This is a genomic window from Clostridium sp. JNZ X4-2 (assembly GCF_054889485.1).
Genome location: NZ_CM142685.1, coordinates 2,659,296 through 2,672,372, shown reverse-complemented (window position 1 = coordinate 2,672,372; position 13,077 = coordinate 2,659,296). Strand labels below are relative to the sequence as shown.

General features: G+C 33.6%; 10 protein-coding genes. 7 read left to right on the top strand and 3 right to left on the bottom strand.

Going from position 1 to position 13,077, the window contains the following annotated elements; genetic code table 11:
- The first annotated feature begins 4 nt into the window (after nt 1–4).
- The 3 genes from ACYUJ6_RS12840 (at nt 5) to ACYUJ6_RS12830 (ending at nt 1,854) form a co-directional block, all read left to right on the top strand.
- Complete coding sequence (locus ACYUJ6_RS12840; protein ID WP_461843162.1) at nt 5–994, top strand: glycosyltransferase; 990 nt, start codon at nt 5–7, stop codon at nt 992–994.
- A gap of 90 nt (nt 995–1,084) precedes the next feature.
- Nucleotides 1,085–1,381 (top strand): hypothetical protein, encoded by a 297-nt coding sequence (locus ACYUJ6_RS12835; RefSeq protein ID WP_461843161.1) that lies wholly within the window; start codon nt 1,085–1,087, stop codon nt 1,379–1,381.
- Entirely contained in the window at nt 1,360–1,854 is a 495-nt protein-coding gene (locus ACYUJ6_RS12830; RefSeq protein ID WP_461843160.1) for a class I SAM-dependent methyltransferase, read from the top strand. The genes ACYUJ6_RS12835 and ACYUJ6_RS12830 overlap by 22 nt, the downstream gene beginning before the upstream one ends.
- 154 nt (nt 1,855–2,008) lie before the next feature.
- Here ACYUJ6_RS12830 and ACYUJ6_RS12825 read toward each other — a convergent pair whose 3' ends face one another.
- The 3 genes from ACYUJ6_RS12825 to ACYUJ6_RS12815 form a co-directional block, all read right to left on the bottom strand.
- A complete protein-coding gene (locus ACYUJ6_RS12825) occupies nt 2,009–3,058 on the bottom strand; it encodes a glycosyltransferase (RefSeq protein WP_461845510.1) in 1,050 nt (349 codons plus the stop codon).
- A 396-nt stretch (nt 3,059–3,454) separates the two neighbouring features.
- Nucleotides 3,455–5,269, bottom strand: coding sequence for an exosporium glycoprotein BclB-related protein (locus ACYUJ6_RS12820; RefSeq protein ID WP_461843159.1), 1,815 nt, complete (start codon nt 5,267–5,269; stop codon nt 3,455–3,457).
- 165 nt (nt 5,270–5,434) lie between these two features.
- Nucleotides 5,435–5,980, bottom strand: coding sequence for a DNRLRE domain-containing protein (locus ACYUJ6_RS12815; protein WP_461843158.1), 546 nt, complete (start codon nt 5,978–5,980; stop codon nt 5,435–5,437).
- A gap of 144 nt (nt 5,981–6,124) precedes the next feature.
- Between ACYUJ6_RS12815 and ACYUJ6_RS12810 the strand changes: the two genes are divergently transcribed.
- The 4 genes from ACYUJ6_RS12810 to ACYUJ6_RS12795 all read left to right on the top strand — a co-directional run bounded on the left by ACYUJ6_RS12810 (nt 6,125) and on the right by ACYUJ6_RS12795 (nt 13,070).
- Entirely contained in the window at nt 6,125–8,494 is a 2,370-nt protein-coding gene (locus ACYUJ6_RS12810) for a DUF3656 domain-containing U32 family peptidase (protein WP_461843156.1), read from the top strand.
- A gap of 54 nt (nt 8,495–8,548) precedes the next feature.
- On the top strand, nt 8,549–10,909 hold the full coding sequence (locus tag ACYUJ6_RS12805; RefSeq protein WP_461843155.1) for an endonuclease MutS2: 2,361 nt from the start codon (nt 8,549–8,551) through the stop codon (nt 10,907–10,909).
- Between the two features lie 129 nt (nt 10,910–11,038).
- Nucleotides 11,039–12,061, top strand: coding sequence for an alpha-hydroxy-acid oxidizing protein (locus ACYUJ6_RS12800; protein WP_461843154.1), 1,023 nt, complete (start codon nt 11,039–11,041; stop codon nt 12,059–12,061).
- 112 nt (nt 12,062–12,173) lie between these two features.
- A complete protein-coding gene (locus ACYUJ6_RS12795; protein WP_461843153.1) occupies nt 12,174–13,070 on the top strand; it encodes a bifunctional enoyl-CoA hydratase/phosphate acetyltransferase in 897 nt (298 codons plus the stop codon).
- Nucleotides 13,071–13,077 lie beyond the last annotated feature (7 nt).

The following is a 13,077-nucleotide window of genomic DNA, read 5'->3' as shown; positions in this document are numbered from 1 at the left end:
GCAATTGGCTACTTTTATCCAAATGCCTACAGTTCCATATAATAAAATGTATCAAAGACCTCAACAGATAATGCGAAAATTAAGTGAAATGGGACATATTGTATATTATATGGATAATATAAATGAAGAGTATTTTATAAAGATAAATAGAAATCTATATGAAGTGGGAGCAAAGTATAAAATTAATGTTGAAAGGTTAATTAAGCCTGTAATATTATGGTGTTCTTCTCCAGAACAAGTAGTTAGAATAGATGATATATGCCATGATTATGTAATATACGATATAGTAGATGATTATTCACATGAATTTAAGGCCTGGAATATATATGTAGACGATATGTTAAGCGCAGCGGATATAGTATTTGTAACAGCAGATAAACTTTATAAAAAATTTTTTCCAAGACATAATAATATCTATTTAGTTAAAAATGGACTTGATGTAGATAATTTTTCCCTGGATAAGAATGAAATTCCAGTGGATATTCCCAGGAATAGAAAAGTTGTGGGATATGTGGGAGCTGTGGCAACATGGATAGATTGGGACTTGGTTGAATATATATCAAACAGTAATTATGACTTTGTATTTGTAGGAGCTAAATATGGAGATATAAATATAAATTTTAGTAATAATAATATTTATTTTTTAGGTGAGAAGAAATATGAAGAACTTCCTTACTACATTAGCAATTTTAACTGCTGTATTATACCATTTAAAGTAAATGAGATGACAAATGGCTGCAATCCCATAAAGCTGTATGAATATTTGTCTATGGGAAAGCCAGTAGTAAGTACTGCTATAGAAGAAGTTGTCAAAATGGGAAGCAGTTGTTATATATCGCGGAAAAATGAAGATTTTATAGAGAATATAATAAAATCAATTGATGAAGATAATGAAAGTCTTGTCATTTCAAGGAGAAACTTTGCACTAAATAACAGCTGGGACAAAAGGGTATCCAATATAATTGAAAAACTAAAGCTAAACAACATATTGTAATATTATAAAAAATTAAAATTTTGATAAGTGCTTCAAAGAATTATATGAAACTCTATAGATATACTATTATGTGGGGTAAAAGGTGAGAATATGGATAAAGATTTGAATAACCAATTTTTTTTTCAAAGTTATAGAAAGCAGATTGAACACAGCTTGCAAATTCTTATGGGAGAAAATAAATTAGATGAGGCTTATGATACACTTAATAAGGGTTTGAAAATAAATCCATTAGATGTGAATTTATTATATGCTTTGGCTAATTTATATGAGATTGAAAATAAACATAATATGAAAGCGGTGGGTGGAATGAAACCTATTTTAAGCATTACAGTGAAACACAGTATTTTCCCATTTGGAGTAAAAGCATGGAAATTATTAAAAGTATAAGAGATGCCAATATTATAGATATAGGTTGTGGAGTGGGTCAATTTGCAAATCTTGTATTTGATAGCGGCATAACCAATTACAGGGGGATAGACTTCAGCCAGGAGGCAATTAAAATGGCTAAGATAAGAAATGATAAATATAGGAATTTGTTTAAAGTGGATGATGCCTATACATCTGATATAGTTAATGGAGAATATAATATAGTCGTTTTATTTGAAGTGTTTGAGTATTTGGATAATGACATAGGGTTAATAAATAGAATTAAAATTGGTTCAAATATTATATTTTCTGTACCTAATTTTTATTCTGATGGCCATATGAGATGGTTCAATTCAAAAATTGATATATTAAAAAGGTATAATCATGTTGTTGATATTCATAATATGTATGATTTTAATATAGGGCAAAATAATAAGATTTATTTGGTAGAAGGTAATATATTAGGGGCAGGGCATTTGTCAATTGACAATTGACAATTGACAATTGACAGTGGGCAGTGGGCAGTTGAGATTTTATAGTTTACAGTAAAGATTAAATGAAGATTTTCGGTTAATATCGAAAATCTTCATTTACTGTTAAATCTTATTTTAGCTGGTGATCTATATGAATTGTGAATAGAAGAGCAAATTATATACCCATATCCTTAAAATAATTTTTGTTAAAAAGTATATGCTTATCAGCAGGTCTGAATTTACCGGCCATTTCATTGTGAGAGTATGCTAATTTATGATTTCCAAGTTTATCATAACAGACGCATAATTGAAGATGGGGGATCCAGGTCCAGTAGGCATCATTAAAAAATCCAAGACTATTTTTAGGCTTTTCCAATTTTAAAGCCATTTCATACCAGAATATTGCCTGATATAATTTATTTTCATTTAGAAATGAAAAACCAATTCGACAGCAGCCTTCAGCTCTGGGACTGTCGTATTCAAAGCTTTTGAATATATATTTTCTAGCTTCTTCAGGTTTATTTATTGATAAATAATAATCGCACATATTATTGCATACTCTGAGCTTATCTTCTAACCATCCTTCATTGGAAGCTAAAAATTCAGAATAATATTTAATGGCCTCAATATATCTTTTGTGATCATAGAGTTCATTGCCATAATAAAGAATATCTCTTAAAGAAAAATTTATCCCTTCCTTTAATTTGTTTTCATAGATTTCAATATTGCGATTAGGTTTGTAGTTTATTTTTTTATGTGTTATATTTATATCAGAATCAAGTGTACTGCCATATACCTCCAGATATTCATGAATGAAGCCTATCCATCTGAAATTCCTTGAAGCTTTGACTAATCTGTTCCGCCTGTAGCTTAAAGTTATATTGCCGTATTCATCAAATGCGATATTGTATTTCATGGTTACAGAATCTAAAGAAGTATCAAAAGACTTCTTCATAACTTTAAATTTTTTTATATCTTCAGGAAGCAGGATATCATCTGCATCAAGCCATAATATATATTTTTTGGTAGCCTTACTGAATGAAAAATTTCTTGCTGCTGAAAAATCATTTATCCATTTAAAATCATATATTTTATCAGTAAATTTTGAACATATATCCTTTGTATTATCAGAAGATCCTGTATCTACTATTATGATTTCATCAACTATATCTTTAACTGATGAAAGGCAGCGATCTATTGTATCCTTTTCATCTTTTACTATCATACAAAGGCTTATTGTTATGGAATGTTCCAATATATCATCTCCACTTGTATTAATTTTATAATAAAAGTTTATCCTGAAGCTGCTATTGCCAATATGACCAGCTTTGTAAAACGGAGTATAAGCACTGCTGTGACCATGGATAAGTTTTTTTAAGGTTTAGATACGAAAAGCATCCACATGAGAAAACTCTGTTTGAACTTAAAAATTACTTGATATCATAAGTGAGGTATGACGTATACTCTTATTTATAATATGTTTTTTCATAATATATGTGATTTTAGCCATAAAAATTTAAACAACAGGTTATTTAAATAAAATTTCAGATAAATTTTAAAAAGCCATTTCTCTATAAAAGTAGTTTATATAGAGAAATGGCTTTTTTAATAGAAAAATAAATTAATTGATATTAACACCAGCACTCGCATAACCTGCAATGGTTGTAGCTAAATCAATACCAGATGTGACATCTGATGAAAATACCATTAATAAACGAGTTCCTGTAGTTACCGGTATTGACAGACTTGTAACAGAGCCACTGCTAATAGAACCAATTGAAATTATATTCGTTAATGCTGGAGATAATGTTACAGCAGCACCTGAGATTGGAGTAAAAATATTATTAGGTGTAGTTGATTGATATAATTGTGCGGTAATACTTATAGTTGAACCTATAAGAGTCAATGATGCTGTAGTGCTGAAATATGCGGATATTGAAGTAATAGTACCGGTACGAGGAACGGAAAGTGCAAAGTTGAGCAGAGTTCCTCCAGCACCTGTTAAGTCAATAGTACCGCCTCCGGCAACATTCACACCAGTAACTGAGTTCCCAAAACCAACTAGACTTACAGTTCCTAATAATCCACTTAAAACAGTAGTTAATGAAGTAGGAAGACCTGATGCAAATGGAATTATAGCGCCGCCTCCGCCAGTTGCTCCAGTAGCTCCGGTAGGACCGGTAGCACCAGGGATACCCTGGATACCTTGAACACCTTGAACACCTTGAGGACCAGTAGGACCTATAGATCCTGCAACACCCTGAATGCCCTGAGCACCGGTAGCACCAGTAGGGCCAGTTACACCCTGAATACCCTGAGGACCGGTAGCACCAGTAGGTCCTGCAACACCCTGAACACCCTGAGGGCCAGTAGCGCCAGTAGCGCCTGCAACACCCTGAATGCCCTGAGCACCGGTAGCGCCAGTAGGTCCTGCAACACCTTGAATACCCTGAGGGCCAGTAGCGCCAGTAGGTCCTGCAACACCCTGAATGCCTTGAGGACCAGTAGCACCAGTAGCACCTGCAACACCCTGAATACCCTGAGCACCGGTAGCACCAGTAGCGCCTGCAACACCCTGAATACCCTGAGCACCGGTAGGGCCAGTTACACCCTGAATACCCTGAGGACCGGTAGCACCAGTAGCACCTGCAACACCCTGAATGCCCTGAGGACCGGTAGCGCCAGTAGGGCCAGTTACACCCTGAATACCCTGAGGACCGGTAGCGCCAGTAGCACCGGCAACACCCTGGATACCCTGAGGGCCGGTAGCGCCAGTAGGTCCTGCAACACCCTGGATACCCTGAGGACCGGTAGCGCCAGTAGCGCCAGTAGCACCCTGAGGACCGGTAGCGCCGGTAGGGCATACAGGTGGACATGGATTACAAGGATCAGTGCAGTCATCATTGTATCCTATTAACAAATAAGGTGGACAATTTCCTCTGCTGCTGTCAAAACCTATTATGGTATTAATACTGTTTTCCGATTTAACTAGAGTTATTCCGTTATTTTGAACTGAATTGTTATACCAATCAATAACTAAATTTGTGATATCTATTTGAATATAACTGCCAACATCTTCATCTAATATTGTTTCACTATAAGGAGTTATAGCAATATTAGGTGCATTGCTCCAGGTAACTGTATTTTCATTAAAATCACTTAAATTGTTATAAACAGTTATCTGTTGGTATGGGTGCTGACAATCAGATTGATCCTTTCGATTTACATAAAGATATAAAATTGCATTCGTTACTGTACCTCCAGAAGGTATTGAACTAGCAATATCAAATTTTAACAGGCTTCTATAATCATCTGGGCATCCATTATATTGAGAAAATTCTCCCACATACAAAACAGGTGATGAAGCAAAGTTTTGATTTGGAAGAAATTCAGATATATATACGTCATCAGTTGGATAGGCCGTGTAAAAAGCCATAAATTTTCCTCCTCACTTTTCGAGTATTACTCTCTTGTATAAATAATTAAAATTGTTTCAATTATAATATATAGATTTTTCGGTTTTTTTGTTACATACTTTGAATAATAATTTCTTATATTTATGTAATAATGCCAACAGTTATATTTTGGTATATTGCTGGCATTATGTGTTATAAGTATATTTAATTGAGAGATAAGGCGAATTGGAAGATCTGCTGCTGCCATATCCAATTATGGTATCAATAATATTTTCTGACCCCACTAAGGTTATGCCATTATTTGCGATAATCTTATTATGCCATTTTAAGAATAGACAGGTGATATCCAACTGTATATAGCTGCCCATATCTTTATTTAAAATTGTTTTACTATATGGAGTTATAGAAATATTGGGGGCATTATTCCAAGTTGCCGTATTTTCACTGAAGTTTACTAGATTACTATAAACAGTCAGACATTGGGATGAATGTTTATAATCAGTTCTATCTTTTCTATTTACATAGAGATTCAAAGTCACCTTTTCTATGGAACTTTTAGATGGTATTATATTTGTAGTATTGAATTTTAACAGACTTCTATAAGCATCTGGACATTTATTATGTTCGGTATATTCTCCTGTATATAAAAATGGGGATGATACAAAATTTTTAGCGGGAAAAAATTCTGATATATATATATCATCAGTTGGACAACTTATACAAAAAGCCATAATTTTACCTCCTGAATTTCTACTTCCTCATATACTATCTATAATTGTTTCAATTATAATATATGGTTTAAAAAAAGATAAAATTACAATATAATTTTCAACTATGTTGATTTATTATATAATTGATGTGAAGGTGATAAAGTGATGAAAAAAATAGAATTATTAGCTCCTGCAGGAAGCTTGGAGAGTATGTATGCTGCTATTGGTTCAGGAGCAGATGCTGTTTATCTGGGAGGAAGTAAATTTTCTGCCAGGGCCTATGCACATAATTTTGATGACAAGAGCATGGAAAAGGCAGTAGAGTATTGCCATTCATACAATGCTAAAGTGTATGTTACTATAAATACTATAATGAAAGAAAAGGAATTAAATGAAGCTTGTAAATATGCTGAGTTTTTATATAATATAGGAGTAGATGCCCTTATAGTACAGGATATAGGATTTTCCTCCATTTTAAAAGACAGAATTCCAAACCTTGAATTACATGCTTCCACTCAAATGACCATACATAATGGTGAAGCTGCACTGTTTTTAAACAGCATAGGATTTAAAAGGATAGTACTTTCAAGAGAACTTTCATTGAAAGAAATAGAACACATATCTAAAGATATGGGAATAGAAACGGAAATATTTATACATGGTGCCCTTTGCATTTGTTATTCCGGACAATGCCTTATGAGTAGTATTATTGGAGGAAGAAGTGGAAATAGAGGAAGATGTGCTCAGCCCTGCAGACTTCCCTATGAGATAATGGACAAAAAAGGTGAAAATAAAAAAAGAGGCTATCTTTTGAGTCCCAAAGATATGTGCACTATTGAGGATATAGGAAAAATAATGAAAAGTGGTGTATCTTCTTTAAAAATTGAAGGAAGAATGAAGAGGCCTGAATATGTGGCGGGAGTGGTAAGAGAATATAGAAATGCAATGGATAATTTTTATGAGAATTCCGAAAAATTAAATGATATGTCCTATTTAAATAATAGTAAAAAAAACCTTTTGCAATTATTTAACAGAGGAGGTTTTTCAAAAGCTTATTTATATGGAAACACCGGAAAGGATATGATGTCCTATTCTTTCCCTAAAAATACTGGAATAAAAATAGGCCGTATTAGGGATGATAAAACTATTTCTTTAATTGGGGACATATCTCCGGGGGATGGAGTGCGAATTGGAAATGAAGGTTTTGCTGTTTCTAAGATATTCAAGGGGAAAACAGAAGTAGCAAAGGCCTGTGCAGGAGAAAATGTAAAAATCATACCTTTTAAATGTAAAGGGGAAAATACAATATACAAGACATCTGATTTAACACAAATTAGACAATTGCAGAAAATCTATAAAAATCCCCGCTTAAAAAAGGTTAAATTGCCATTGATGGTGCGATTTCAGCAGGGAAGACCTATTACATTACAAACCTGTTATGATGGTGTGAATTTTAAAACAGAGGGAAAAAAAGTTGTAAAGGCATTGAATCAGCCTTTGAATAAAGAAAGAATATATGAAAATTTAAATAAAACAGGAGAAGAAATATTTGAATTCAGCAGTATAGAGTTTAAATATTTTGAAAATGGATTTTTGCCTGTGTCTGCACTAAATGAAGTTAGAAGAGAGCTTCTGAAAAAAATCAAAAAATATATATTGAATAAAAATAGTGGAAATAATAATTGCCATAGGGATGTTTATAATCCATTCATTATAAAAAGTGAACTTCATAAGGCAAATTTACCTGAAAAAATAGTATTTGTAAGCAGTGGTGAACAATTAAAGGCAGTATTGGAATCAAATTTTCAGTGCATATGCATAAATCCATTTCAGCAGAGTAAAATTAAAGATTTAGAAAACTTTGAATCTAAAAAAATATATATTAAAATACCCAATATAGTAAAAGAGGAGTTTAATTATATAGAAGAGTTTATAAATAAAAATCTAAATAAAATTGAGGGTATAGTTACTGCTAATTTAGGTGTAATAAGTAAATTTAAAGATAAAACAAGGATTTTAGGAGATTATAAATTAAATATAACAAATAGCTCTGCTTTGAATTTTTATAGTAAAATTACAAATGGGAACTGCCTAAGTGTGGAATTAAACAAACATGAGATAAAGGATCTTATTGAAAAAGCCAGGGCTAAAGCACAGGTACTTGTATATGGCAAAATAGAACTTATGATAAGTGAACACTGTGTTATAGGAAGTACTCTGGGAAATAAATATGGTTCTAAAGGCTGTAATGAAGCTTGTAAAAAAGGAGAATTTTTGCTTTTGGACAGAAAGAAAAAAGAATTTAAAATAAAAACGGATAAGTTTTGCAGAAATTATATATACAATACTGTGCCTATCAACTTAGTTCCTAATATAAGGGAGTTAAGAAATGCGGGTATAAACAGCTTTAGGGTGGATTTTATAGATGAGGATTATAATCAGACTAAAAAAATATTAGGATATTTTGAAAAAGAAGAATTTGAAGGTGACTTTAGCGGATTTACACGAGGACATTATAAAAATGGTGTAGAATAAATTATATCAACAAATAATAAACTTATTTTTCATTGAAAGGATAGATAAATTTAAATGAATGAAAAATCGTTAAAAATATTGGAATTTAACAAAATAAAAGAAAAGTTAAAAAAATATGCAAATACCAGCGCGGGTAAAGATTTAATAGAAGCTTTAACTCCGTACAATAGCACCTATGAAGTGAAGGAACATCTGCAGGAAACCAGTGAAGCGCTAAAGCTTCTTATATTTAGAGGGGCTCCTCCTTTTGAAGGAGTATATGATGTAAGACAGGGTATAGAAATGGCTGAAAAAGGTTTTGTCCTAATGCCTGGACAAATTTTAAAAATAGGCGCAGTTTTGAGAGCTGCTAGAAGATTCCAAAAATATATAAGTACCAAAGAAGAAGAAGAGCATTTTAAAATTATAGAAGATATATGTGCAGGTATTATAGTTTTAAAAGATTTGGAAAACAGAATTCTTATGTCAATAGAAAGTGAAGAAAAAATATCTGATAAAGCAAGTCCTGTATTATATAATATTAGAAAAAGCCTACAGGATAAAAATGCTTCTGTGAGGGATAAGGTAAATTCATTTATAAGGACCTATTCTTCATATTTACAGGATAATTTATATACCATGAGAGGAGATAGATATGTATTGCCTGTAAAGGCAGAAAATAAATCCTCGGTGCCTGGACTTGTGCACGATCAAAGTTCCAGCGGAGCTACACTTTATATAGAACCTATGGGACTTGTAAATTTAAATAATGAAATAAAAGAGTTGAAATTAAAGGAGAAAGCAGAAATAGACAGGATATTAGCTGAATTATCCAGTGAAATATATGAAAATATAAATGCAGTTAAAATCAATGCAGATATAATATGGGAATTGGATTTTATATTTGCAAAAGCCAAATTCGGCAGTGAATTAAATGCAGCTGTTCCAAAGGTAAATGAGGAGGGATTAGTTGATATAATAGAGGGGAGGCACCCTCTTATAGACAAAAAATCGGTAGTGCCTATGGATGTACACATAGGCAGGGATTTTACCTGCCTGGTTATAACCGGTCCCAATACAGGAGGAAAAACAGTAGCACTTAAAACTATAGGAATTTTACATATCATGGCATTGTGTGGTCTTATGATACCTGCCAGGGAAAATTCAACGGTAGGTTTCTTTACTGAAATATTTGCTGATATTGGGGATGAACAGAGCATTGAGCAGAATTTATCTACCTTTTCTTCACATATGTCCAATATAGTAAATATTATTAAAGAATCCAATAAAAAATCCCTGGTGTTATTTGATGAACTAGGAGCAGGTACGGATCCCACGGAAGGTGCAGCATTGGCAGTGTCCATACTTGAAAATTTGAAGAACAGGGGATGTACTATAGCTGCCACAACTCATTATAGTGAATTAAAAGTATATGCACTGAAAAGCCAGGGTGTAGAAAATGCTTCAGTGGAATTTGATGTGGAAACATTAAAGCCCACTTATAGACTTATGATAGGAGTACCAGGAAAATCAAATGCTTTTGAAATATCGAAAAGACTCGGATTGCCTGAATTTATAATAGAAGATGCAAGAAAAAATATAGCTAGTGAAGCTTTAAAGTTTGAAGATTTAATTCAAAGTCTTCAGGAAAAAAGATCAAAGGCTGAGAATTATGCCAGAGAAGCAGAGATTTTAAAAAATGATGCAGCTAAAATCAAATATAAATATGAGGAAAAGGCAAATAAACTGCAGAGCATAAGGGATAAATCCATTATTGAAGCCAGGAGAGAGGCAAAGGAAATATTAAAGCAGTCTAAAGAAGAGGCAGATAAAATTTTAAAGGATATGAGAGAATTAGAGAAAATGGGATATACTTCTTCGGCAAGACACAGGTTAGAGGAAAACAGGAAGAAACTTAAAGATAAATTGGAAAAAACCGAGGAAGAATTATACACTGCAAAAACTGAAGATGGTGAAAAAATTCAATCTGTAAAAGAAGGGCAGGAAGTGTTTATTCCTTCCCTGAATCAAAAGGTATTGGTTTTGTCCAAACCGGATAATAAAGGAGAATTGCAGGTTCAAGCTGGAATTATGAAAATAAGCGTGAATTTAAAAGATTTAAGAGCTTGTAAAGGTGATTTGAAGGATAAAAAGAAGAAGGTAAAAAGAGAAGCTAAATTAAACTTGAGGGATGTTTCTACTTCTGTGGATTTGAGGGGAATGGATTCCTTAGAAGCAATTTATACTACAGATAAATATTTAGATGATGCTTATCTGGGTGGACTCAAGGAAGTAACTATAATACATGGGAAAGGTACTGGTGTACTTAGAAATTCCATAACAGATATGCTGAAACGTCATTCCCATGTAAAAAATTATAGATTGGGGGAATATGGTGAAGGAGGCACCGGGGTTACATTAGTTGAGTTAAAATAACACAACTTCAGGTAATCAGGCTTTATTTTATATGATATAATTATTATATTTAGAGGAGAGGGGTGAAAAGTCCGCTAAATAATGAAGATCCTACGTAGATATGGTTTATTATTTAACGGTGTTATTATTATGAATTATAAAGATGTATTAAAAAATGCACGTGAAAATCTGAATGGAAGCTGTAGGGTGTGTCCTGCTTGTAATGGAAATGCCTGTGCCGGCGAAGTTCCAGGTATGGGAGGCAAGGGAACAGGAGATTCTTTTAAAGAAAATTTTAATGCGCTTAATAAATACAAATTAAACATGAGGGTTATACATGATGCCAAGGATCCGGACACTTCCATAGAACTATTTGGAAGAGAGATGGATATACCTGTTTTTGCAGCTCCAGTATCTGGAACTACCCTTAATATGGGCGGAAAATTTACTGAAGAAGAATATATATCCTGGGTTATAGGAGGATGTTTAGAGGGAGGAATATACCCCATAGTGGGAGATACTGCGGTGGATTCTTTTTTAATTACCAATCTGGAGAAGTTGAAACAGTATAAAGGTAATGGCATAGCTGTAATAAAGCCCTGGGAGAATAAGAATGTTATAAATAAAATAAAACTTGCAGAAGAGGCAGGGGTTTTTGCTGTAGGTATGGACATAGATGCAGCAGGACTGATAACCTTGTCACTTCATGGAAAACCTGTGGGACCCAAGACTATAAGTGAAATAAAGGAAGTTGTAGAAAGTACTGAACTTCCATTTATATTAAAAGGTATAATGACTCCGGATGAAGCAGAGCTTGCTGCTGAAGCAGGAGTAAAGGCCATAGTGGTTTCCAATCATGGAGGCAGAGTTTTAGATCAGACACCAGGAGTGGCAGAGGTGCTTCCCGGTATAGCCGAAGCAGTAAAGGGCAAGGTTACCATATTAGCAGATGGCGGAATCAGAAGCGGAGTGGATATACTTAAAATGCTGGCTCTTGGTGCAGATGCTGTACTTATAGGGAGGCCTTTTGTAACTGCATCCTTTGGAGGGCAGCAGGAAGGTGTAAAATTATATGTGGAAAATTTAAAAAATGATTTAAAATCAGCTATGGTTTTAACAGGATGTAAATCCATTAAACATATAGATAGTAGAATATTATATAACAGGCAATAAAAAATTATACATTAATTATATATAATATATGGCGAAGATGGCAATAAGTAAATTTTATTATGGTAAAAGGAACTTAGTTTTTGCCATCTTTTAAAGTATGGGGGGTATATAAATGGTAAAAAGATTAGTGGAACTTATGGATGCAGCCAGGAAAAAGGGTAAAAAGGTACTGTCTGTAGCTGTGGCTCAGGATGTTGAAGTCTTGAAGGCTGTTACAGAAGCGGTGAAACTTGGAATTGTGGATGCAATTGTAGTAGGGGATAGAGAAAGTATAGTTGATATATTGAAAAAGGAAAGATTGTATAAAGATAATATAAAAATAGTAGATGAAAAGGATCCATCCAAGGCCGCAGCGGCAGCTGTAAAATTTGTGTCTGAAGGGAAAGCACAATTTATAATGAAGGGCATGATAAAAACAGCAGATCTGCTCAGGGCTGTTTTAAATAAGGAAGCAGGGCTTAGGGGAAAGGAACTTTTATCCCATGTGATGATTTATGATGTTCCGTCATACCATAAATTATTATTTTTGACAGATGGAGGAATGCTGCCTTATCCTAATTTAGAAGAAAAAGCAGGTATAATAAAAAATGCAGTTTTTGTAACGCATAAAATGGGGATAAATCTGCCTAAAATAGCCGCTCTATGTGCAGTGGAAGTTGTAAACCCAACCATGCAGGCAACTTTAGATGCAGCGGTGCTGACACAGATGAATAGAAGGGGTCAGATAAATGGATGTATAGTTGACGGTCCTTTATCACTTGATATTGCTGTATCTAAAATTTCTGCAGGACATAAACAAATAACAAGTGAAGTAGCAGGAGATACGGATATACTACTGGTTCCCAATATAGAATCAGGTAATTTACTTGGAAAATCCATGACATATTTTGCTGGTGCAGAGAGTGCGGGAATTATAGTTGGTGCCAAATGTCCAGTAGTATTGGTATCCAGATCGGACAGTGCCAAATCAAAACTTTATTCTATAGCCCTTGGTTCCATTGTCTCATAATTGTGTA

Bases quoted from the DNA above. Each gene is read 5' to 3' on its own strand.
- ACYUJ6_RS12835 (WP_461843161.1), top strand. From the start codon at position 1,085: ATGGATAAAGATTTGAATAACCAATTTTTTTTTCAAAGTTATAGAAAG.
- ACYUJ6_RS12830 (WP_461843160.1), top strand. From the start codon at position 1,360: ATGGAAATTATTAAAAGTATAAGAGATGCCAATATTATAGATATAGGT.
- ACYUJ6_RS12825 (WP_461845510.1), bottom strand. From the start codon at position 3,058: ATGATAGTAAAAGATGAAAAGGATACAATAGATCGCTGCCTTTCATCA.
- ACYUJ6_RS12820 (WP_461843159.1), bottom strand. From the start codon at position 5,269: ATGGCTTTTTACACGGCCTATCCAACTGATGACGTATATATATCTGAA.
- ACYUJ6_RS12815 (WP_461843158.1), bottom strand. From the start codon at position 5,980: ATGGCTTTTTGTATAAGTTGTCCAACTGATGATATATATATATCAGAA.
- ACYUJ6_RS12810 (WP_461843156.1), top strand. From the start codon at position 6,125: ATGAAAAAAATAGAATTATTAGCTCCTGCAGGAAGCTTGGAGAGTATG.
- ACYUJ6_RS12805 (WP_461843155.1), top strand. From the start codon at position 8,549: ATGAATGAAAAATCGTTAAAAATATTGGAATTTAACAAAATAAAAGAA.
- ACYUJ6_RS12800 (WP_461843154.1), top strand. From the start codon at position 11,039: ATGAATTATAAAGATGTATTAAAAAATGCACGTGAAAATCTGAATGGA.
- ACYUJ6_RS12795 (WP_461843153.1), top strand. From the start codon at position 12,174: ATGGTAAAAAGATTAGTGGAACTTATGGATGCAGCCAGGAAAAAGGGT.